The organism is Bacillus sp. FSL P2-0099 (assembly GCF_038007445.1).
GTDB lineage: Bacteria > Bacillota > Bacilli > Bacillales > Bacillaceae_G > Bacillus_A > Bacillus_A mycoides.
The window spans coordinates 3,761,060-3,781,949 of record NZ_JBBOXE010000001.1 but is presented as its reverse complement, the minus strand read 5'-3'; the positions used below and the strand labels follow the sequence as shown (position 1 = coordinate 3,781,949).

Below are 20,890 nucleotides of genomic sequence, written 5' to 3'. Positions count from 1 at the left end.
ATTTCTGTCGTATATACATATTTTGTTACAAGTTTTACTTCTTAAATTTGGTAATACTAAGACAGATATTCCCTGCTTAACGGCAGGGGCTTTTGTTAGCTAACGAGAAAGAATAAGATAGACCGTCTTTATGAACGGGATCTTTTCTTGTAAATGGTACATGGCGGCAGGAAGGAGGCTGTTTATGGATAAGAAAGTCACAGAAATTGTAGAAGCATTTGCGCAGCCAATCGTTGAAGAGTTAAATCTTGAACTTGTAGATGTAGAGTATGTGCAAGAAGGACAAGACTGGTTCTTACGCGTATTCATCGATTCTGAAAAGGGAGTCGAAATTGAAGAATGCGGTGCGGTAAGTGAACGTTTAAGCGAAGCTTTAGATAAAGAGGATCCAATTCCTCATCTTTACTTTTTGGATGTATCATCTCCTGGAGCGGAACGTCCATTGAAGAAAGAGAAAGACTTCCAGCAAGCGGTAGGAAAACAAGTGGCAATTAAAACATATAAGCCGATTGATGGTGAGAAGATGTTTGAAGGAAAGCTACTTTCCTACGACGGTAATACAATTACACTACTATTAACAATTAAAACACGTAAAAAAGAAATCCAAATTCCAATGGATAAAGTTGCAAATGCGCGACTTGCTGTTACGTTTTAGTAAGAAGGGGGATCTTCATGAGCACTGAGTTGTTAGATGCTTTGCTCGTATTAGAGTCAGAAAAAGGTATTAGCAAAGATATTATTATTGATGCGATTGAAGCAGCATTAATCTCTGCTTATAAACGCAATTTTAACCAAGCACAAAACGTTCGTGTGAGCTTTAACCCAGAAGTGGGAACAATTCAAGTTTTAGCACGTAAGGACGTTGTAGATAATGTGTTTGATCCACGTCTTGAAATCTCTGTAGAAGAGGCAAGACAAATTAATCCAAACTACCAAGATGGTGACGTACTAGAAATTGAAGTAACGCCAAAAGATTTTGGTCGTATTGCAGCGCAAACTGCAAAACAAGTTGTAACACAACGAGTTCGTGAGGCGGAACGTGGTGTAATTTATTCAGAATTTAGTGATCGTGAAGAAGACATTATGGTTGGTATTGTACAGCGCCAAGATGCTCGTTTCATCTATGTAAGCTTAGGTAAAGTAGAAGCTTTATTACCTGTAAGTGAGCAAATGCCAAATGAGCAATATAAACCACATGATCGTATTCGCGTATTTATTACAAAAGTAGAAAAGACAACAAAAGGACCACAAATTTACGTATCACGTACACATCCTGGTCTTTTAAAACGTTTATTCGAAATGGAAGTTCCAGAAATTTATGATGGAACTGTAGAAATTCGCTCTGTAGCACGTGAAGCAGGCGACCGTTCTAAAATTTCTGTATATGCAGAGAATATCGATGTTGATCCAGTAGGTTCTTGTGTAGGACCGAAAGGACAACGTGTACAACGCGTTGTAGATGAACTAAAAGGTGAAAAGATTGACATCGTTCGCTGGTCGAATGACCCAGTTGAATATGTTGCAAATGCTTTAAGTCCATCACAGGTTGTTAAAGTACTTGTAGATGAAGCAGAGAAAGCAACAACTGTTGTTGTTCCAGACCACCAGCTTTCATTAGCGATTGGTAAGCGTGGACAAAATGCGCGTCTTGCAGCTAAATTAACAGGCTGGAAAATTGATATTAAAAGTGAGTCTGATGCGAAACAACTTGGTATTGTGACAGAAGAAGATAGCGTAATCGCATTCGGATTCGATTCAGCTGAAGACGAAATCGAATAGAGGTGATGAGTATGAGCAATCGAAAAGTTCCGTTACGAAAATGTATTGCGACGCAAGAGATGAAATCAAAACGAGAGCTAGTTCGCATTGTTCGTTCCAAAGAGGGCGAAGTGTCTATTGATTTATCAGGAAAAAAATCAGGACGAGGTGCATATTTATCAAAAGATAAAGAAAGCATTATTCAAGCCCAAAAGAAAAACATTTTGGAACATCATCTAAAAGCGAAAATCGACAGTTCTCTGTACGAAGAGCTTCTTGAGCTTGTTGAGAAGGAGTCGAAATAAGTGTCTGATTGGAAATCATTTTTAGGACTAGCAAACCGCGCTCGAAAACTTATTTCGGGTGAAGAACTCGTTTTAAAAGAAGTACGAAGTGGCAAAGCAAAGCTAGTATTGCTTTCTGAAGATGCGTCAGCGAACACTACAAAACGTATCATTGATAAAACCACGTACTACAACATACCAATGAGAAAAGTCGAAAATCGACAACAATTAGGGCATGCGATTGGGAGAGACGAGCGAGTCGTTGTAGCTGTTTTAGATGAAGGCTTTGCGAAAAAGCTACGTAGCATGCTCGATACAAATTACCGGGGGTGAAGGTATGAGTAAAATTCGAGTACATGAATATGCAAAAAAAAATAATATCTCAAGTAAAGATCTTATGACAAAACTAAAAGAGATGAATATCGAGGTTTCGAATCATATGACAATGTTAGAAGATGAAGTAGTAAACAAATTAGATAATCAATATAGCGCTGGAGCGGAAAAACCTTCTGTTGCAGATGAGTTTGAAGTAGAAGAGAAAGTTGTTCGCAGTAAAAAGAACAGCAATAAGAATAAGAAAAAAGGCAAAGCAAATGAAGATAAACGTCAAGATAACTTTGCTGGAAGACAACAAACACCAATAGTAGAAACACCAGATAAAATCACTTTCTCTGGAAGCCTTACAGTAGGTGACCTTGCTAAAAAGTTAAGCAAAGAGCCATCTGAAATTATTAAAAAGCTCTTCATGCTAGGAATTATGGCGACAATTAACCAAGACTTAGATAAAGATACAATTGAGTTAATTGCTACTGATTACGGTATTGAAGTAGAAGAAGAAGTAGTTGTAAGTGAAACTGAATTTGAAACATTCATCGATGAGCAAGATGATGAAGAAAACTTAAAAGAACGTCCAGCTGTTGTTACAATTATGGGACACGTTGACCATGGTAAAACAACATTGCTTGACTCTATCCGTAATTCAAAAGTAACTGCTGGCGAAGCTGGTGGAATTACTCAGCATATCGGTGCATACCAAGTTGATGTAAATGATAAGAAAATTACGTTCTTAGATACACCAGGTCACGCGGCATTTACAACAATGCGTGCTCGTGGTGCACAAGTAACAGATATTACAATTCTTGTTGTTGCAGCTGATGACGGTGTTATGCCACAAACAGTTGAAGCGATTAGCCATGCGAAAGCAGCTGGAGTACCAATTATTGTTGCTGTGAATAAAATGGATAAACCAGCGGCAAATCCTGATCGTGTAATGCAAGAATTAACAGAATATGAATTAGTTCCAGAAGCTTGGGGCGGAGACACGATTTTCGTACCAATTTCTGCAATTCAAGGCGAGGGAATTGACAACTTACTAGAAATGATCCTTCTTGTGAGTGAAGTAGAAGAATATAAAGCAAATCCAAATCGCTATGCAGCTGGTACTGTAATTGAAGCACAGCTTGATAAAGGTAAAGGAACTATCGCGACATTACTTGTTCAAAACGGTACACTTCGAGTTGGAGATCCAATTGTTGTTGGAACATCATTCGGTCGTGTTCGTGCAATGGTAAGTGATATTGGTCGTCGTGTAAAAGTTGCTGGTCCATCAACTCCTGTTGAAATTACAGGTTTAAATGAAGTGCCACAAGCGGGAGATCGTTTCATGGCATTCGCTGATGAGAAGAAAGCTCGTCAAATTGGTGAATCACGTGCACAAGAAGCGTTAGTTGCACAACGTGGTGAGAAATCTAAATTCAGCCTGGAAGATTTATTCCAACAAATCCAAGAGGGCGATGTAAAAGAAATTAACTTAATTGTGAAAGCAGACGTACAAGGTTCTGTAGAAGCAATGGCAGCATCACTTCGTAAAATTGATGTTGAAGGCGTAAAAGTAAAAATTATCCATACAGGCGTAGGTGCGATTACAGAATCTGATATTATTTTAGCTTCTGCATCTAATGCAATTGTAATTGGATTTAACGTACGCCCTGATGTGAATGCGAAGCGTACAGCTGAATTAGAGAAAGTTGATGTTCGTTTACACCGTATTATCTATAAAGTAATCGAAGAAATTGAATCAGCAATGCAAGGTATGCTGGATCCAGAATTCGAAGAAAAAGTAATCGGTCAAGCGGAAGTTCGTCAAACATTCAAAGTAACAAAAGTTGGAACAATCGCAGGTTGTTACGTAATAGACGGTAAAATTACACGTGATAGTGGCGTTCGTATTATCCGTGATGGCGTAGTAGTCTTCGAAGGAAAACTTGATACGTTAAAACGTTTCAAAGACGACGTAAAAGAAGTTGCACAAAACTATGAGTGTGGTATTACAATTGAGAGATATAATGATCTTAAAGAAGGGGACATCATTGAAGCATACGTTATGGAAGAAGTGAAGCGATGATTATCGCTTCACTCTCATTCGAGTGTATGATTTACGATGTGCATTCTTTAAAAGAGAAACGAGCAATTTTGCAACGTGTGTTAACTCGTGTGAAACAGCGCTATAATGTAGCTGTTTCTGAAGTTGGGCATCAAGATGTATGGCAACGTACAGAAATTGCAATTGTTTCCGTATCCTCAAATCGTGTTGTCTGTGAAAAAGAAATGAATCGTGTACTTGAGTATATCGATTCATTTCCTGAAATTGAACGTACGATAACACATTTTGAATGGTATTGAATGAGGTGAAGAGTTATGAAATTACGTGCGAACCGTGTGGGCGAGCAAATGAAAAAAGAATTAGGCGACATTATCAGTCGTAAAATTAAAGACCCACGTATTGGATTTGTTACAGTAACAGATGTACAAGTGAGTGGAGATTTACAAATTGCTAAAGTATACATTTCTGTTTTAGGTGACGAAGAACAGAAAGAAAATACATTAAAAGGTTTAGCGAAGGCAAAAGGCTTTATTCGTTCAGAAATTGGCCAACGTATTCGTCTTCGTAAAACACCAGAAATTACCTTTGAGTTTGATGAGTCTATCGGATATGGTCATCGAATTGATACACTTTTACATGAAATTAATAAAGACGGTAAACGTGAAGAATAATGGATAGACATTTGTCTATCCATTTTTTCAATGTAAAATAAGTTTTGCATAATTGCAATTACTACAAAAGAATAATGATGAGGTGAGTATATGGAAGGTGTAGTATTATTACATAAGCCAAAGGGAATGACATCACATGATTGTGTGTTCAAATTAAGAAAGATATTGCGTGAGAAACGAATTGGTCATACAGGGACACTGGATCCAGATGTAACAGGAGTATTACCTATTTGCGTTGGGCGTGCAACAAAAATTGCGCAATTTTTAACAAGTGAAACAAAAACATACGAAGGTGAAGTGACATTAGGATTTTCAACAACAACAGAAGATGCTTCTGGTGAAGTTGTGGAGAAACAAGATGTAAATCGTGTCATTACACGTAAAGAAGTAGAAGAGGTACTAGCGGAATTAACAGGGACAATTGAACAAATGCCGCCGATGTTCTCAGCTGTAAAAGTTAACGGAAAAAAACTATACGAATATGCAAGGGCAGGACAAGAAGTTGAACGTCCAGTTCGTACAATTACAATTCATGAATTTGTATTACTTGATGAACGTGAAGTTTTTGAAGGGGAAAATATTTCATTTCGTTTCCGTGTAACGTGTAGTAAAGGAACATATGTAAGAACACTAGCAGTAATGATAGGTGAAAAACTTGGATTTCCATCACATATGTCTCACCTTGTAAGAACAGCATCTGGTGAATTTTTACTAGAAGATTGCATATCATTTGAAGAAATTGAAGAAAACGTGCAAAATGGAACAGTAGAGTCTATTTTCATCTCAATTGATGAGGCGCTAAGTAAGTTTCCAAAAATGGTTGTAGATGAAAAGCAAGCTGAAAAAATAAAGAACGGTATGTTCTTAAACAATGAATTAGAAACAACAGCACCATTTATTACAGTATTTGATAAAAATGATCGTTGCTTAGCAATTTATGAGCATCACCCAAAACACCCTGGAATGCTAAAGCCAATGAAAGTACTTGTGAATAATCAAGAACTAAAGCTATAATGAATTATTGGAAGGATTATTACAGAAAAAGGTGAATTCAAGCGTGAAACTTATTCATTTAACTCATCCACATGAACAAAATAAAATAGAATTACCACCTACTGTAATGGCATTAGGATATTTTGATGGCATTCATTTAGGACATCAACGTGTGATTCGAACAGCGAAAAAAATAGCGGATGAAAGAGGATGTAAAAGTGCTGTCATGACGTTCCATCCACACCCATCTGTTGTATTAGGAAAAAAAGAAGCGCATGTGGAGTATATTACACCGATGCGCCTTAAAGAAGAAATCATCGCAAGTTTAGGAATTGATATCTTATATGTGGTGAAATTCGATGAGCCATTTGCTGGATTATTACCACAGCAGTTTGTCGATGAGTATATTATTGGTTTAAATGTAAAGCATGTAGTAGCAGGCTTTGATTATTCATATGGACGTTTAGGAAAAGGGAAGATGGAGACTTTACCATTTCATGCAAGAGGGGAGTTTACACAGACCGTGATCGAAAAAGTTGAATATCAAGAAGAAAAAGTAAGTTCTACTTCATTACGAAAGTTAATTCGAAACGGTGAAATGGAACAAATTCCATCTATTTTAGGGAGAGCTTACACGGTAGAAGGAACAGTTGTACACGGTGATAAGCGTGGACGTCAAATTGGTTTCCCAACTGCAAATGTAGGTTTAAGTGATGAATATTTGTTGCCACCTGTAGGTGTATATGCGGTAAGATTGAAGGTTCATGATGAATGGCATGATGGTGTATGTAATATCGGATATAAACCAACTTTCAAAGAGAATGAGCGTCAATTATCTATTGAAGTGCATTTATTTGAATTTAATAAAGACATATACGATCAAAGTGTTACAGTGGAATGGCACATGCGTATAAGAGAAGAAAAAAAGTTTAATGGAATTGATGAGTTAGTTGCTCAAATCGCTCAAGATAAAAAGGTTGCCCAAGAATATTTTGCGAGCGTAAAGAATATACTTGCTTTTTCAAATGAAAAGTAGTATTCTATGTTATGTACTTTATGACAACCATTACTTGGCATTGCGACTCACCGATGCTTGCTAGGTAACTGGGGGTTTAATTAATAGGAGGTGAAATAGGATGGCTTTAACACAAGAGCGTAAAAATGAAATCATTGCACAATTTAGAACTCATGAGACTGATACTGGTTCTCCAGAGGTTCAAATTGCTGTCCTAACGGAGCAAATTAACACTCTAAACGAGCACTTACGTACTCACAAGAAGGATCATCATTCACGTCGTGGTCTATTAAAGATGGTTGGTAAACGTCGTAACTTACTTACTTACCTTCGTAATAGCGATATCACACGTTACCGTGAATTAATCACAAAGCTTGGCTTACGTCGATAGTCAAAGAAGCGGGAATATTCCCGCTTTTTTGTTAGGTAAAAATATATCTTCTACTCTTTATAGCTTACTTAATTTTCGGCAATACTAGAGGAAAGAATATTATGATATACTATCCATTTACATAGAAGAATTGAATATTTTAAATTGAGAGGGGTACTTAAATGAGTCAGGAAAAGCAAGTCTTCTCGATAGATTTAGCTGGTCGTCAGCTAACAATTGAAACAAGTCAGCTTGCAAAACAAGCAAACGGAGCAGTATTAGTAAGATACGGCGACACAGCAGTTCTATCTACAGCAACTGCATCAAAAGAGCCAAAAAATGTAGATTTCTTCCCGCTTACAGTAAACTATGAAGAGCGTTTATATGCAGTTGGAAAAATCCCAGGCGGTTTTATTAAGCGCGAAGGCCGTCCAAGTGAAAAAGCAATTTTAGCAAGTCGTTTAATTGACCGTCCAATCCGTCCACTTTTCGCAGATGGTTTCCGTAATGAAGTACAAGTTGTCAGCATCGTAATGAGTGTTGATCAAGACTGTTCTTCTGAAATGGCAGCTATGCTTGGTTCTTCATTAGCATTATCTATTTCAGATATTCCATTTGAAGGTCCAATCGCAGGTGCGACAGTTGGTCGTATTAATGGCGAGTTCGTTATTAATCCAACAGTAGAACAGCAAGAACAAAGTGATATGCACCTTGTTGTAGCTGGTACGAAAGATGCAATTAACATGGTTGAAGCAGGAGCGGATCAAGTACCTGAAGAAACAATGTTAGAAGCAATTATGTTTGGACACGATGAAATTAAACGTCTAATTGCATTCCAAGAAGAGATTGTACAAGCTGTCGGTAAAGAGAAAACAGCAGTGAAACTTTATGAAGTGGATGCTGATTTGAACCAAGCTGTACGTGAAATGGCTGAGACAGATATGCATTCTGCAATTCAAGTGCACGAAAAACATGCACGTGAAGATGCAATTAGCGTAGTGAAAAAGCGTGTAATTGAGCATTACGAAGCTGAGGAAGCTGATGCTGATACATTAGGACAAGTAAGTGAGATTTTATATAAAATTGTAAAAGAAGAAGTACGTCGTCTTATTACAGTTGAAAAAATCCGCCCAGATGGTCGTAAAGGTGACGAAATTCGTCCTTTAGCATCAGAGGTTGGCATTTTATCTCGTACACATGGTTCTGGTCTATTCACACGTGGACAAACGCAAGCATTAAGTATTTGTACATTAGGTGCATTAGGCGATGTGCAAATTTTAGATGGTCTAGGTGTAGAAGAGTCAAAACGCTTTATGCACCATTATAATTTCCCTTCATTTAGTGTTGGTGAAACAAGACCAATGCGTGGACCGGGTCGTCGTGAAATTGGTCACGGAGCACTAGGAGAACGTGCTCTTGAACCTGTACTTCCATCTGAAAAGGATTTCCCATATACAGTTCGTCTTGTATCTGAAGTATTAGAGTCAAATGGTTCTACTTCACAAGCGAGTATTTGCGGTAGTACATTAGCGATGATGGATGCGGGTGTACCACTTAAAGCACCAGTTGCTGGTATTGCAATGGGTCTAGTGAAATCTGGTGAGCATTATACAATTTTAACAGATATTCAAGGAATGGAAGACCATTTAGGTGATATGGACTTTAAAGTAGCAGGTACTGCAAAAGGTGTAACTGCACTACAAATGGACATTAAAATCGATGGTTTATCTCGTGAGATTTTAGAAGAAGCATTACAACAAGCGAAAGTTGGTCGTATGCACATTCTAAATCACATGTTATCTGTTATCGCTGAACCTCGCATTGAGTTATCTGCGTATGCTCCGAAGATTATTACAATGGCAATTAACCCAGATAAAATTCGTGATGTTATTGGACCAAGTGGTAAACAGATCAATAAAATCATTGAAGAAACTGGCGTTAAAATTGACATCGAGCAAGATGGTACAGTATTCATTTCATCAATTAATCAAGAGATGAATGAAAAAGCGAAGAAAATTATCGAAGATATCGTTCGCGAAGTACAAGTAGGCGAAATCTACTTAGGAAAAGTTAAACGCGTTGAAAAATTCGGTGCGTTCGTTGAATTGTTTAGCGGTAAAGATGGACTTGTTCACATTTCTGAACTTGCACTTGAGCGTGTAGGTAAGGTAGAAGACGTTGTGAAAATCGGTGATGAGATTTCAGTTAAAGTTATCGAGATTGACAAACAAGGTCGTGTAAACTTATCTAGAAAAGTATTGCTAAAAGAAGAGCAAGAAAAAGAAGCAGCTAAAGAAGAAGCAGCTAAAGAAGAAAACGCACAAGAGCAACAATAAGTGAAAGCCAGTTTAGCTGGCTTTTTTTGTTATGTAAAAAATGTGATTCATTTAGATTTTTATGTGAGTATAGGTATAGTTTTCATCATAACGCTCAAATTAACAAAGATAAGAAGAAAATGGTTTCTTTTTTATAGTTAATGGGAGGGTTTATATGAAAGCTCGTATATTAGCGTACATATTTATATTTTCTTTATATATGGGTTGTGGCTCTTATTCCGTTTTTGCGCAGGATAACTTGCATGAAGAGATTCAAAAGCATGTAAAACAGTACGAGATTATGCCGCAAAATGCGATGATTGATAAGATTTGGAAGGCGACGCCTGGGTATAATGGAAAACAAGTGGATATAGAAGCGTCCTATAATAATATGAAGAAAATCAAGAAGTTTGATCAAAAACAACTTGAATTTAAGGAAGTATCACCGAGTGTTCACTTAGAAGATTTACCACCAGCTCCCATTTATCGAGGACATCCAAATAAAAAGATGGTGGGATTAACAATTAATGTGGCCTGGGGTAATGAGTATTTGCCACGTATATTAGAGATATTGAAAAAACATGATGTGAAGGCGACTTTCTTTTTAGAAGGACGCTGGGTGAAAGAAAACTTACGATTTGCCAAAATGATTGTCGATGCAAATCAAGAAGTAGGAAATCATTCTTACACACACCCTAATATGAAAACGCTGTCTACAGATGAAATACGAGATCAATTACAAAAAACGAATCGAATGATAGAAGCAGCTACAAATCAGAAAGTGAGATGGTTTGCTCCGCCAAGTGGAAGCTTTCGGGATGAGGTAGTAAAAATAGCGGATGATTTCCAAATGGGGACGATTATGTGGACTGTAGATACAATTGATTGGAGGCGGCCAGAACCGGGTGTGCTATTGCAGAGAGTAATGCGAAAAATACATCCAGGTGCTATTGTACTAATGCATCCTACTTCATCTACAACAGAAGCGCTAGATACTATGATTAAAAATTTAAAGGAACAAGGATATAAAGTGGGGAATATTACAGAATTACTAGATGAAAAACGTGTGGATTAAATACATTTGCATGACATTCATCTCTAAACTTGTTATCATTAAATAATAGCAATTATTTAGAGAAACTGGCATTAGGAGGAAAGTTTTTGATTAAAAAATATACGTGTAAAAATGGTGTAAGAATTGTTATGGAGAATATACCAACTGTACGCTCGGTTGCAATTGGTATATGGATCCACGCAGGTTCAAGAAATGAAAATGAAAAAAATAATGGGGTTTCGCACTTTTTGGAACATATGTTCTTTAAAGGGACAGAAACGCGAAGTGCAAGAGAGATTGCAGAATCATTTGATAGCATTGGTGGACAAGTAAATGCTTTTACTTCAAAAGAATATACATGTTACTATGCGAAAGTGCTAGATGAGCATGCTAAATATGCATTAGATGTTTTAGCAGATATGTTCTTTAATTCAACATTTGATGAGGAAGAACTGAAAAAAGAGAAGAATGTTGTATGTGAAGAAATAAAAATGTACGAAGATGCGCCAGATGATATTGTGCATGATATGTTAACGAAAGCAACATATGAAACGCATCCGCTTGGATATCCTATTTTAGGAACAGAAGAAACGCTTGAAACATTTACAGGTGATACGTTACGTCAATATATGAAAGATCATTACACACCTGAAAATGTTGTTGTATCAATTGCAGGGAATATTGATGAAGCATTTTTACAAACTGTAGAGCAATATTTCGGTAGTTACGAAGGGACAACAAATCGTGAACAAGTACATAGCCCAATCTTCCATTTCAATAAAGTAGCACGTAAGAAGGAAACAGAACAAGCTCATTTATGTTTAGGATATAAAGGCTTGCAAATGGGACACGAAGATATTTATAACTTAATTGTATTAAATAATGTTTTAGGCGGTAGTATGAGTAGCCGTTTATTCCAAGAAGTACGTGAGCAACGTGGATTGGCGTACTCAGTATTCTCTTATCACTCTTCTTATGAAGATACAGGAATGTTAACACTTTACGGTGGAACAGGTAGTAAACAATTAGATACACTGTATGAAACAATGCAAGAAACGTTAAATACGTTGAAAAATACAGGTATTACAGAAAAAGAGCTTGTTAACAGTAAAGAACAATTAAAAGGAAACTTAATGTTAAGTTTAGAAAGTACGAATAGTCGTATGAGCCGTAATGGTAAAAACGAATTGCTTCTTCGTAAACATCGTTCTCTTGATGAGATTATTGAAAGTGTAAACACTGTAACAAAGCAAAATGTAGACGAGTTAATTCGCAATATGTTTACCGATGAATTCTCTGCGGCACTTATTAGTCCAGATGGAAAACTGCCAAAAGGAATGAAACTTTAATCGATCTTGTAATTCATTCGCTTTCGGAAATAACCGTATCTCTTTTATATGAGATACGGTTATTTTTTTTATATATGCAGAATAAGTACTTATTATAGGATAACCTTCATAAAAAGTAGGATAGGGGGAGATTTAATGCGTTTAAGTGAATTAAGTGGCAAAGAGATTGTGGATTTAGAAAGAGCAGAAAAAATGGGAGTTTTAGGTCATGCAGATTTAGAAATTGATGAGAGAGATGGAAAAATACAAGCGCTTATTATACCTGCTGGGAAATGGGGAGGTTTTAAAAGAGAACAGCAAGAAGTGAGAGTAGAATGGAGAAAAATAAAGAAGGTTGGAAATGATATGATACTTTGCGATCTTACGAACCATTCAAGATCATAGTGAAAGATGACCATTTTGGTTGTCTTTTTTTTATCTTTATATAAAGAAGATAAATCACGTGTGCTTTTTGTTTTTCAATCACCTCAAACTCGTACATTACATATGATGTGGAGGAAAAAGAAAAAGTAGGCATTTTTCTTATAAATGAAAGAAAAAGAAGGTGAATTAGGGAATGTTGACTGAGATGCATATTGCTGTCATAGGAGGAGATGCACGGCAGCTAGAAGTAATTCGCAAGCTAGTCGAACTGGACGCGAAACTTTCATTAATAGGGTTTGAACAGTTAGATCATGGCTTCACAGGGGCAGCAAAGGAAAGTATACAAGATTTAAATTTCACTTCTTTAGATGCAATTATTTTGCCGGTTGCAGGGACGAATGCCAGAGGAGAAGTAGATACTATTTTTTCAAATGAGAAAGTTTCCATAACGAAAGAACAAATTGAAAAGACGCCAGAAAACTTCACTATATATTCAGGTATTGGTACACCTTACTTGGAAAATCTCGTAGCTACTACAAATCGCAAACTTGTAAAATTATTTGATCGTGATGATGTTGCCATCTATAACTCTATTCCGACCGTAGAAGGTACACTAATGATGGTTATTCAACATACTGATTACACAATTCATGGATCGAATGTAATGGTTTTAGGATTTGGTAGAACTGGTATGAGTGTTGCAAGAGCCTTTCAATCATTAGGAGCACATGTCAAAGTTGGAGCGAGACGTTCGGAACATATTGCTCGTATTACAGAAATGATGTTTTCTCCTTTTCATATGCAAGACATAGAGAAAGAAGTAGGTAATATCGATATTGTTATTAATACAATTCCGCATCTTGTTGTGACAGCGAATGTTCTTTCAAAAATGCCAGCTCATACGCTAGTTATTGATTTAGCTTCTAAGCCAGGTGGCACGGACTTTCGCTATGCGGAGAAGCGTGGAGTAAAGGCACTATTAGCACCTGGTCTTCCTGGGATTGTTGCACCGAAAACAGCAGGACAAATATTAGCGAATGTTCTTTCTCAGTTATTAATAGCAGATGCAATCGCAAAGGAGGATGATGAGAAATGAGTTTGAAGGGAAAACGAATTGGTTTCGGATTTACAGGGTCACATTGTACGTATGAAGAAGTTATGCCACATTTAGAGAAGTTAATTGCAGAAGGTGCAGAAGTACGTCCCGTTGTTTCTTATACTGTCCAATCAACAAATACTAGATTTGGCGAAGGGGAAGAATGGATTAAAAAGATCGAAGAAATAACCGGTTTTAAGGCAATTAATTCAATCGTTGGCGCAGAGCCACTAGGACCGAAAATTCCACTAGATTGCATGGTGATTGCACCACTAACAGGGAATTCGATGAGTAAATTTGCAAATGCAATGACAGATTCTCCAGTATTAATGGCAGCAAAAGCGACGCTTAGAAATGGGAAGCCTGTCGTATTGGCTGTTTCGACGAATGATGCTTTAGGGCTTAATGGAGTAAATCTAATTACACCAACAAGGTGACGACAAAGCATAAACGCTTATATGTCGCCATCTTGAGGGAGCTTAGGGTAAAGCACAAGTTCGAAATCATCGAGCCTTTGCCACTTTTCCTTTTTATAAACAGCCTTTTCTAAAACTGACTTTAGGAGGCTGTTTTTCTTTTTGGGATCATCTGTTTTAAAGTACAGATCAAGAACATGCTCCACTTGAGGTATTGTATCTTTCTTGACTTTTTCCTTCTTAATTTCTGTTTTAATTTCTTTCTTTAAGTTTTCCATTGTGGAAGTAATTTCAGTAATGCGATCAGAAATTACATTCGATCGTTCTAAAAACATATCGACAGTATAAACGCCGCGTTCTAATAAATCATGTAAATTATTTTTTTGTTTTTGGACATCCACTAATTCTTTTTCAAGCTTGCGTAATGCAGCTTCATTCATTTGAATAACTTGTGTTTCTTTTAATTTGTCATCTTGCTTATGTTTTTCAAAATCAGCTTTATAATTGATGTACCATTCTTTTAATGCCTCGAGTAAACGCTTCTCAATTAATTCAGTATAACTTGATTTGTTTTCACAGCCACGGTGTTTACAATCCATCGTTTCTTTTCGATTCTTTGGATAACGTTGTACCATACTGTAACCACATTTAGCGCATTTAATAATACCAGCCAATGGATTCTTTATTCCGTTCGTATTGTAGGGAATGTGATATCTTGAGTTTAATTTTTCTTGTACTTGCTCAAATAAGCTTTCGGGTATGATGGGCTCATGTTTTCCATCAGCAATAATCCAATCTGATTTATCTTGTCTTGCACAGCTACGTTTTACAGCATCAGGCCGTTTTACTTCTTTTCGCTTTTGCCATGTTACTTTTCCGATATAAACATTGTTTTTTAATATATCCAAGATGCTGTAGGGGTTCCATTCATTACCTAGCTTACTTTTGTAGCCAAGATCATTTAACTTGCTTCTAATTGCATTTGCTCCCATATCCTCATTTGCATACCAATCAAATATCATTCTTACAACTGAAGCTTCTTCTGGATTAATCGTTAAAGTACGTTCGCGCTTATTTAAGCGATGGATATCATATCCGAATGGTGCATGTGTACCAAGATAATTCCCGGCCTCTACACTGGCGACACGACCTCGTTGCATACGTCGTGTAATAATCTTTAACTCCTTACGAGCCATAAATGCTTCAAATTCGCTGTATTCTTCATCCCACTCATCATTAAGGTCATAAGTCTTCCTAGGCGTCATAATCTTCGTATTCGAGCGTTTAAACGTCTCTAAAATGATTCCTTGTTCTTTCATACCACCACGACCTAAACGGTCCATATCCATACAAAGAACAACATCATATTTGTTATCTTCAATTTCTTCAAGCAATGCTAACATCTCAGGTCGTTTCACTAAACTCTCACCAGAAACGATTTCCTCACGAACAGTTAAAATATTTAAGTTCATTTCCTTGGCAATTTTCAGCAGGGTAGAGCGGTGTTTTGCTAATGTTTCGCCTTCGCCGCGTGCTTCGGCTTCGAGATCCGCGCGGGATTTTCTTAGGTAGATTGCGGTTTTCATAGTTAGACCTCCTTGTTAATAGTTATTATACGGGAAGTAGATAAATAGTAGAAAAAATTAATAACAAAAGAAAAGCTCCAGGAAGGAGCTTAATAAGTTTTTTTAAGTTCTTTTATTATAAATTTTTCGATTTATCTTTTGATTAGTTGAGGAGAGTGCAAATTTATTATCCTCATCCTCATCCTCATCCTCATCCTCATGTTCTTTTTCTTTTTCATATTTTAGATAAATCTCAGCAGAAAAGTCGCATAAATAGAATATATCTTTGTCTGTAGAATCTTTAGGGAAACAAATAGTTCTCTTTTCATCAATTATATGCCCGTGGATTAACTTTTCAATTTTTAGTTTGTCTTCACTAATGGGCTTTATACGATACTTGATGGGCAACTTTTGAGCATTAATTTTGGAAAAAATAAAAGAATATAAGGAAACAAGTACTAAAGGTAAGAGTACTACTATAGAAAGATTATTTAGATCAACCTTGATATATGTTATTTGATTAAATACAAAGCAGTAAATTACTAATCCTAGTATCATGTTGAACATAATTAACAATATAATTATACGAGTAAATTTTTTGAACTTCTTCACAATCGCTGGACTTAAAAGTACAATTAAAAGTGAAATAAAAAAAAGTATAAATGACCAGAATAATAAATTATGGAAAAACCCTGACTTGGCAAAATCAACTTCATTAAATGAATAATTAAATGCTAATCCACTTCCAGCGAACAGGATAGTAAAGTATATTGCAGCTGTAAGGAAATGCCATATTTTTAAATTTACTTGTTGAACCTTGCTTAAAAAAAGTTTATTTATTTCATCTGTAGCTAATACTTGAATTAAACGCGTAGCTATAAAATAAGTTAGGGCAACTAAACCACTGACAAGCGCAACGAATCCTTGTGGAGATTTTAAAAAACTATCAATCCAAACGAGCAACTGTTATCCCTGCTTTCATAATAGTTTTATGATATTAATTATTTTTATAAAGAATTATTGAACAACAACAAATTGCGTGAAGAATGCCTTACGTTTTGTCTTATCATATACGTATGGATCATTAAATTTCTTGACCCAAGACTTGTCTTCAACTTTTAAATCTTCGATTTTAAAGCCTAAGTGTGAATTTAATGATTTTCTATCCAAATTGATATTGTATGTTTTCCCTTCAAATGGAAGAGTCATTTTTACAGCATTTAAATCTGGAAATTGTCTTAGTAATCTAGCAGGTTCACTTACAAATATTTTTTCAATAGCATCCCCTGTTGAAAAATATTGTTTATATACTTCTTCAGTAACGTTGCTATCTGCTTTTGCTGATTTATAAGATGCAAATGAATCATGGAATGTAATTTCAGCATCTTTATTATTAAGTTTCATATCCTTAATAAAATTTCCACCTCTGATGTTTTGGGCATAGGAAGTAAATTCTTTTTGTTTTTCTTCAGCCTTTTTTTGTTCCTCAGCTAATTTCTTCTCTTCAGCTTTTTGTTTGTCTTCAGCTTCTTTTTGTTCTTTAGCTTTTTGTTTCTCTTCGGCTTTTAGCTTTTCCTCAGCTTCTTTTTGTTCTTTAGCTTTTTGTTTCTCTTCGGCTTTTAGTTTATCCTCAGCTTCTTTTTGTTCTTTAGCTTTTTGTTTCTCTTCGGCTTTTAGTTTATCCTCAGCTTCTTTTTGTTCTTTAGCTTTTTGTTTTTCTTCGGCCTTTAGCTTTTCCTCAGCTTCTTTTTGTTCTTTATTTTTTTGTTTTTCTTCTGTCTTTAGCTTTGCATCAGCCTCTTTTTGTTCTTTATCTTTTTGTTTTTCTTCAGCTTTTAGCTTTTCTTCAGCTTTTTGTTTAGCGAGAATTTCTTGTTTTTCTTGTGGTGTCATGTTCATGTTAACTACAATTAATGAAATGATAGATAAAACAAAAGCTATACCTGTAAGCTTAAAGTATTTCTTAGTGGTTGGTTTCTTTTTTAAACGAAACACCAATGATGTAATTAGTAAAATAAACGTGGCTATCATTGCTATTGCGAATAGAAATGAGAAAAATATTTTCATCTATGTAACTCCTAACTTATAAAGTTGTATTTTAAATTCATATTAATAGGTTTTTAAACGAGCAAAATTTTCTGGAATTCCATAGATTTCAGCTACTTCTTGAATGGATAGATTAGTATCTTGATATTCAGAAATCATTTCATCAGGTAATAAGAGCTCGACTGCAAATGTATTTGCTTCAATCTCTAACCGATCCACAGAATACAGAGTTTTATTTCTTAAAAATGGAGTATTTGCTTTTGGGTGTAATAGGGCATGTCCAAGTTCATGAGCACACACAAAACGTTGAGTAGTTTCGTCGATTTGATTATTAATATGAATGAATTTAAAGCGTTTGTATGTGTTGTAAAAACCAAGAGTATTCCCAAGGTCTTCAAACAACACTATAATATTTTTTCGTCTAGCAATTTCAAATGGATTTGTTGTTTCATGCTTTTCTACGATTTTGAGTGCGTATTCTTTAATTTCCATTTCTCGCCCCGTTCAATCTTTTTTATACTTGTTTGGAGTGAATTTTTGTTTTGCTAATTGTTTTGCCATGCGCATTGAGTTCTCCAGAGAAATACGAATCATTTCTTTTGTATGGTCGTCTATTGGTTCTCCATCAAACATTAACGCTTCATCACTGTTTTCTAAATCCTTTAATGTTTTTTCTAGGTCACGTGCAATATCACGACTATCTTTTTTTGTTAAGTTAGGAAGTGTATTGGATACTCTTGATTCATCTTCTCTTCCTAATAAATAATCTGTTGTTACTCCTAAAACATTAGCTAAATCTTTTAGCATTTCGTTTGAGGGAGTACTATGACCATTCTCATAGTTACTAATGGTGCCTTTAGTTGTATTTACTTTATTGGCTAATTCTTGTTGAGTGAGTTTACGTGTTTTACGTGTTTCTTTTAATCTTTGTTTCAACATTTTTAGCACCTCCTGTTAATAAAAAGTACAAATATATTGTACATTATATAGATGAAACATCAAACTTTGTACAAGAAAATTGTACAAATGCATTTACGTACAAGAATCTTATACTTATAATAAAAGTACAAATAACTTATACAAGGAGCGAGACAGTGAACAAAAATATCAAGTTAATTAGATCCAGGAAAGAAAGTAAGTTAACGCAACAAGATCTTGCAGGTAGAATGCAAGTTACAAAATCTACAATAAGTAATTGGGAAAATGGCTATAGTAATCCAAATCTTGAAAAAGCTATAAGGTTGGCTGCTATTCTTGGGTGTGATGTAAAAGATTTAATTTGATGTATGTGAGTACAAGAATCTTATACTTTTTGACTAGGAAGTAGGTGAGAAAATGCCATCAACTAACATGGCAGTACCAACAGATCAGTCGCATAAACATATAAAAAGCACTTCAAGAGGTGACACCATGAGCCAACAAGAAGAATATGCGGCGACTTATGAATTCGGAAAAACGAAAGTCCATGTTGTGGCTCCTGAGCCAAAATCGCAAAAGGATATTGATAAACTCCTTCAAGCATATTACAAGGCTGGTTGGGCCATTATCAAAGAAATGCAAGTGAAAGAAAACATTGAGGAATAGTTCCTCTCTTTTTACATGAAAAATAGACAAGTTATATATGTACTAAATTCATTGTAACCATTTGAAAACTAAATATGGAGGCGAACAGATATGGGAACAAGCATATACTGCAATTCAGCAATAGGGGAATTATTACAGAATGCTAGAGAATGTTGTGAAAATGTTCAGCTGAAAACGAAGAAAGGACTATCTAGGTACCTTGGCATTACACATGAACGCTTAACTCGTATTGAATCTGGACTTTCTAAACCAGAATTTGAGCTTGCGATGGATTGGTGCCATGCAACAGGAGCAAAGTTGAATCAACAAGCGATTAAACATATTTATGGTGTTGGGTTACCGCCTACAGATCCACGTTTAACTCAAGATGTAAATCTACAATTGATGAACTACATTAAACAAGCTGAAGAGGGGATTATAGCAGCGAAGGAAATCATGAACTTACAAGTCGCAACAAGGTCATGGAAGCTTGATGAAAAAAAGAAACATGAATACGCAGTTCATGCAAAAGAAATCTTCGATACAATCCAAGCTACTCAATGTGTAGTACAAGCTCTTGAGCAAGTTCATTTTGGCATTATGGAACAAATACAAAGAAGTTGGTTGCAAAAGGCTATGGCGGAGAACGTTATTATTCAATCGGTGGATAGTTTAATGAATTTAACAAAGGTGCTGTAAAGGGGGAAGAAAAATGACAGTAGATTATAAGAAACCGAGTCTAAGAGAATATAAGGAATTAATTCGTTATGATGCAAAACTAACTGGTGAAATTAAAATAGCAGAATTACTTAATGAGGATTTAAAAACAGTGGAGTTAAAGCAAGAGAAGAAATTGTTGGGGATTCGAATCAAGATTATTGAAGCGTCATTCATTTTGAAACATAAATGGGCAAATAAAAAAGCTACCGCCTAGACAACAGTAGCTCTGAAAAATATCGTAAAGCAATTATAACATTATATAAATCATTTGGACAAGCCACTGTGCTTGTCGTTATGACCAGAAAGGGATTGTTCCTCCCATACCCCCTACAATGTTCCTTTCTGGTTGTAACGATGCGTACAGCATCAATTTAATTAGAAAGGAGATGTCATTCATGAATGATAAAAACAATCGTCTTCATGATCTAGTTCTTCCAGGGGATTTCTCATTCGCTAATAAACTTCATAACTGTATGGCTGCATGTATTCATAACATGTTTAATGCAGAATCAACCGAAGAATCAAATCACTGGGAAGAAGAGCTGGAGCGATGTATGAGGGAATTTAAAATGCTTCGTGATACAAAAGAGGAACATGAGGCATCGATGAGTTATCGTGTAGTGATTAAAGATTTAAGAGCAAGAGGAGTTAACGCTTCGTTAGTAACACGTAGAAAATAAAAAAGTCTATCACTTGGCAGAGTGATAGATAAATGGTCTTGCAAAGATCTTAGTATTAATTATATCAAATTAGCATTCGTATAACAACGGAGTGTGCCGTATGCTTTTAAACAAATCATCACATAGAGTGTTGCTGAACCCTAAAGTGTTTCAACAAGCAACATCAGAGCAACACCTAATTTACTTAGTAAAACAATATCTCAAAATAGGATACAAGAATTATCGCTTATTACGTGTAGAGGACGGATT

At 35.8% G+C, this 20,890-nt stretch carries 25 protein-coding genes and 1 pseudogene; 21 read left to right on the top strand and 5 right to left on the bottom strand.

The genetic code is table 11. From position 1 onward, the window contains the following. The first annotated feature begins 184 nt into the window (after positions 1 to 184). The 16 genes and pseudogenes from rimP to dpaB all read left to right on the top strand — a co-directional run. Positions 185 to 655 carry a ribosome maturation factor RimP gene (gene rimP, locus MKY90_RS19420; RefSeq protein ID WP_002088165.1) on the top strand — a complete coding sequence of 157 codons (471 nt, stop codon included), beginning with the start codon at positions 185 to 187 and terminating at the stop codon, positions 653 to 655. A gap of 17 nt (positions 656 to 672) precedes the next feature. After that, on the top strand, positions 673 to 1,779 hold the full coding sequence (nusA, locus tag MKY90_RS19415) for a transcription termination factor NusA (RefSeq protein ID WP_002014554.1): 1,107 nt from the start codon (positions 673 to 675) through the stop codon (positions 1,777 to 1,779). An 11-nt stretch (positions 1,780 to 1,790) separates the two neighbouring features. Then, complete coding sequence (rnpM, locus tag MKY90_RS19410; protein ID WP_002088161.1) at positions 1,791 to 2,063, top strand: RNase P modulator RnpM; 273 nt, start codon at positions 1,791 to 1,793, stop codon at positions 2,061 to 2,063. Further along, complete coding sequence (locus tag MKY90_RS19405) at positions 2,064 to 2,375, top strand: YlxQ family RNA-binding protein (RefSeq protein WP_002033679.1); 312 nt, start codon at positions 2,064 to 2,066, stop codon at positions 2,373 to 2,375. It begins immediately after the preceding gene. Positions 2,376 to 2,379: 4 nt separating this feature from the next. Then, positions 2,380 to 4,446 (top strand): translation initiation factor IF-2, encoded by a 2,067-nt coding sequence (gene infB / locus MKY90_RS19400; RefSeq protein ID WP_002014558.1) that lies wholly within the window; start codon positions 2,380 to 2,382, stop codon positions 4,444 to 4,446. Continuing rightward, the gene (locus MKY90_RS19395; RefSeq protein ID WP_063219178.1) at positions 4,443 to 4,724 is read left to right on the top strand and encodes a DUF503 domain-containing protein; all 282 of its coding nucleotides are present in this window, start codon (positions 4,443 to 4,445) and stop codon (positions 4,722 to 4,724) included. The genes infB and MKY90_RS19395 overlap by 4 nt, the downstream gene beginning before the upstream one ends. Positions 4,725 to 4,739: 15 nt before the next feature. Continuing rightward, on the top strand, positions 4,740 to 5,096 hold the full coding sequence (gene rbfA / locus MKY90_RS19390) for a 30S ribosome-binding factor RbfA (RefSeq protein ID WP_000776437.1): 357 nt from the start codon (positions 4,740 to 4,742) through the stop codon (positions 5,094 to 5,096). A gap of 90 nt (positions 5,097 to 5,186) precedes the next feature. Next, positions 5,187 to 6,110: a tRNA pseudouridine(55) synthase TruB gene (truB, locus tag MKY90_RS19385; RefSeq protein WP_002014562.1), complete on the top strand. Its 924-nt coding sequence runs from the start codon at positions 5,187 to 5,189 to the stop codon at positions 6,108 to 6,110. Between the two features lie 43 nt (positions 6,111 to 6,153). Further along, positions 6,154 to 7,125 (top strand): bifunctional riboflavin kinase/FAD synthetase, encoded by a 972-nt coding sequence (gene ribF / locus MKY90_RS19380; protein ID WP_002128800.1) that lies wholly within the window; start codon positions 6,154 to 6,156, stop codon positions 7,123 to 7,125. 100 nt (positions 7,126 to 7,225) lie between these two features. After that, the gene (rpsO, locus tag MKY90_RS19375; RefSeq protein ID WP_001229392.1) at positions 7,226 to 7,495 is read left to right on the top strand and encodes a 30S ribosomal protein S15; all 270 of its coding nucleotides are present in this window, start codon (positions 7,226 to 7,228) and stop codon (positions 7,493 to 7,495) included. Positions 7,496 to 7,656: 161 nt separating this feature from the next. Next, entirely contained in the window at positions 7,657 to 9,810 is a 2,154-nt protein-coding gene (gene pnp / locus MKY90_RS19370; protein ID WP_002033682.1) for a polyribonucleotide nucleotidyltransferase, read from the top strand. Positions 9,811 to 9,964: 154 nt separating this feature from the next. Next, positions 9,965 to 10,864: a polysaccharide deacetylase family protein gene (locus MKY90_RS19365; protein WP_063219179.1), complete on the top strand. Its 900-nt coding sequence runs from the start codon at positions 9,965 to 9,967 to the stop codon at positions 10,862 to 10,864. A gap of 86 nt (positions 10,865 to 10,950) precedes the next feature. Next, complete coding sequence (locus MKY90_RS19360; RefSeq protein WP_002088150.1) at positions 10,951 to 12,192, top strand: M16 family metallopeptidase; 1,242 nt, start codon at positions 10,951 to 10,953, stop codon at positions 12,190 to 12,192. 135 nt (positions 12,193 to 12,327) lie between these two features. Beyond that, positions 12,328 to 12,576 (top strand): YlmC/YmxH family sporulation protein, encoded by a 249-nt coding sequence (locus MKY90_RS19355; protein WP_050000361.1) that lies wholly within the window; start codon positions 12,328 to 12,330, stop codon positions 12,574 to 12,576. Between the two features lie 172 nt (positions 12,577 to 12,748). Further along, positions 12,749 to 13,651, top strand: coding sequence for a dipicolinic acid synthetase subunit A (gene dpaA / locus MKY90_RS19350; RefSeq protein WP_002088148.1), 903 nt, complete (start codon positions 12,749 to 12,751; stop codon positions 13,649 to 13,651). Further along, a pseudogene (dpaB, locus tag MKY90_RS19345) lies at positions 13,648 to 14,073 on the top strand (dipicolinate synthase subunit B); the annotation flags it as partial. The gene dpaA and the pseudogene dpaB, both read left to right, overlap by 4 nt. A gap of 32 nt (positions 14,074 to 14,105) precedes the next feature. On the opposite strand, the gene MKY90_RS19340 reads toward dpaB, so the two are convergent. From MKY90_RS19340 to MKY90_RS19320, 5 genes are all read right to left on the bottom strand, one after another. Further along, positions 14,106 to 15,653, bottom strand: coding sequence for a recombinase family protein (locus MKY90_RS19340; RefSeq protein ID WP_098167438.1), 1,548 nt, complete (start codon positions 15,651 to 15,653; stop codon positions 14,106 to 14,108). 102 nt (positions 15,654 to 15,755) lie between these two features. Then, the gene (locus tag MKY90_RS19335) at positions 15,756 to 16,595 is read right to left on the bottom strand and encodes a hypothetical protein (protein WP_341092375.1); all 840 of its coding nucleotides are present in this window, start codon (positions 16,593 to 16,595) and stop codon (positions 15,756 to 15,758) included. A gap of 54 nt (positions 16,596 to 16,649) precedes the next feature. Next, positions 16,650 to 17,699, bottom strand: coding sequence for a hypothetical protein (locus MKY90_RS19330; RefSeq protein ID WP_341092373.1), 1,050 nt, complete (start codon positions 17,697 to 17,699; stop codon positions 16,650 to 16,652). A 42-nt stretch (positions 17,700 to 17,741) separates the two neighbouring features. After that, on the bottom strand, positions 17,742 to 18,170 hold the full coding sequence (locus MKY90_RS19325) for an ImmA/IrrE family metallo-endopeptidase (RefSeq protein ID WP_098167441.1): 429 nt from the start codon (positions 18,168 to 18,170) through the stop codon (positions 17,742 to 17,744). Positions 18,171 to 18,182: 12 nt separating this feature from the next. After that, complete coding sequence (locus MKY90_RS19320) at positions 18,183 to 18,617, bottom strand: helix-turn-helix domain-containing protein (RefSeq protein ID WP_098167442.1); 435 nt, start codon at positions 18,615 to 18,617, stop codon at positions 18,183 to 18,185. A 155-nt stretch (positions 18,618 to 18,772) separates the two neighbouring features. On the opposite strand from MKY90_RS19320, the gene MKY90_RS19315 reads away from it, so the two are divergent. From MKY90_RS19315 to MKY90_RS19295, 5 genes are all read left to right on the top strand, one after another. Next, positions 18,773 to 18,961, top strand: coding sequence for a helix-turn-helix transcriptional regulator (locus tag MKY90_RS19315; protein WP_016092218.1), 189 nt, complete (start codon positions 18,773 to 18,775; stop codon positions 18,959 to 18,961). A gap of 52 nt (positions 18,962 to 19,013) precedes the next feature. Continuing rightward, positions 19,014 to 19,262 carry a hypothetical protein gene (locus MKY90_RS19310; RefSeq protein ID WP_071718869.1) on the top strand — a complete coding sequence of 83 codons (249 nt, stop codon included), beginning with the start codon at positions 19,014 to 19,016 and terminating at the stop codon, positions 19,260 to 19,262. 90 nt (positions 19,263 to 19,352) lie between these two features. Continuing rightward, complete coding sequence (locus tag MKY90_RS19305) at positions 19,353 to 19,940, top strand: sporulation sigma factor-processing peptidase (RefSeq protein WP_098167443.1); 588 nt, start codon at positions 19,353 to 19,355, stop codon at positions 19,938 to 19,940. Positions 19,941 to 19,953: 13 nt separating this feature from the next. Continuing rightward, positions 19,954 to 20,175: an RNA polymerase subunit sigma gene (locus MKY90_RS19300; protein ID WP_098167444.1), complete on the top strand. Its 222-nt coding sequence runs from the start codon at positions 19,954 to 19,956 to the stop codon at positions 20,173 to 20,175. Between the two features lie 181 nt (positions 20,176 to 20,356). Next, positions 20,357 to 20,641, top strand: a complete 285-nt coding sequence (locus tag MKY90_RS19295; RefSeq protein WP_098167445.1) for a hypothetical protein — start codon at positions 20,357 to 20,359, stop codon at positions 20,639 to 20,641. Positions 20,642 to 20,890: the final 249 nt, after the last annotated feature.

Excerpts from the sequence above, each read along its gene's own strand:
- rimP (WP_002088165.1), top strand. The coding sequence starts at position 185 with ATGGATAAGAAAGTCACAGAAATTGTAGAAGCATTTGCGCAGCCAATC.
- nusA (WP_002014554.1), top strand. The coding sequence starts at position 673 with ATGAGCACTGAGTTGTTAGATGCTTTGCTCGTATTAGAGTCAGAAAAA.
- rnpM (WP_002088161.1), top strand. The coding sequence starts at position 1,791 with ATGAGCAATCGAAAAGTTCCGTTACGAAAATGTATTGCGACGCAAGAG.
- infB (WP_002014558.1), top strand. The coding sequence starts at position 2,380 with ATGAGTAAAATTCGAGTACATGAATATGCAAAAAAAAATAATATCTCA.
- MKY90_RS19395 (WP_063219178.1), top strand. The coding sequence starts at position 4,443 with ATGATTATCGCTTCACTCTCATTCGAGTGTATGATTTACGATGTGCAT.
- rbfA (WP_000776437.1), top strand. The coding sequence starts at position 4,740 with ATGAAATTACGTGCGAACCGTGTGGGCGAGCAAATGAAAAAAGAATTA.
- truB (WP_002014562.1), top strand. The coding sequence starts at position 5,187 with ATGGAAGGTGTAGTATTATTACATAAGCCAAAGGGAATGACATCACAT.
- rpsO (WP_001229392.1), top strand. The coding sequence starts at position 7,226 with ATGGCTTTAACACAAGAGCGTAAAAATGAAATCATTGCACAATTTAGA.
- pnp (WP_002033682.1), top strand. The coding sequence starts at position 7,657 with ATGAGTCAGGAAAAGCAAGTCTTCTCGATAGATTTAGCTGGTCGTCAG.
- MKY90_RS19365 (WP_063219179.1), top strand. The coding sequence starts at position 9,965 with ATGAAAGCTCGTATATTAGCGTACATATTTATATTTTCTTTATATATG.
- MKY90_RS19355 (WP_050000361.1), top strand. The coding sequence starts at position 12,328 with ATGCGTTTAAGTGAATTAAGTGGCAAAGAGATTGTGGATTTAGAAAGA.
- dpaA (WP_002088148.1), top strand. The coding sequence starts at position 12,749 with ATGTTGACTGAGATGCATATTGCTGTCATAGGAGGAGATGCACGGCAG.
- MKY90_RS19340 (WP_098167438.1), bottom strand. The coding sequence starts at position 15,653 with ATGAAAACCGCAATCTACCTAAGAAAATCCCGCGCGGATCTCGAAGCC.
- MKY90_RS19330 (WP_341092373.1), bottom strand. The coding sequence starts at position 17,699 with ATGAAAATATTTTTCTCATTTCTATTCGCAATAGCAATGATAGCCACG.
- MKY90_RS19325 (WP_098167441.1), bottom strand. The coding sequence starts at position 18,170 with ATGGAAATTAAAGAATACGCACTCAAAATCGTAGAAAAGCATGAAACA.
- MKY90_RS19320 (WP_098167442.1), bottom strand. The coding sequence starts at position 18,617 with ATGTTGAAACAAAGATTAAAAGAAACACGTAAAACACGTAAACTCACT.
- MKY90_RS19310 (WP_071718869.1), top strand. The coding sequence starts at position 19,014 with ATGCCATCAACTAACATGGCAGTACCAACAGATCAGTCGCATAAACAT.
- MKY90_RS19305 (WP_098167443.1), top strand. The coding sequence starts at position 19,353 with ATGGGAACAAGCATATACTGCAATTCAGCAATAGGGGAATTATTACAG.
- MKY90_RS19300 (WP_098167444.1), top strand. The coding sequence starts at position 19,954 with ATGACAGTAGATTATAAGAAACCGAGTCTAAGAGAATATAAGGAATTA.
- MKY90_RS19295 (WP_098167445.1), top strand. The coding sequence starts at position 20,357 with ATGAATGATAAAAACAATCGTCTTCATGATCTAGTTCTTCCAGGGGAT.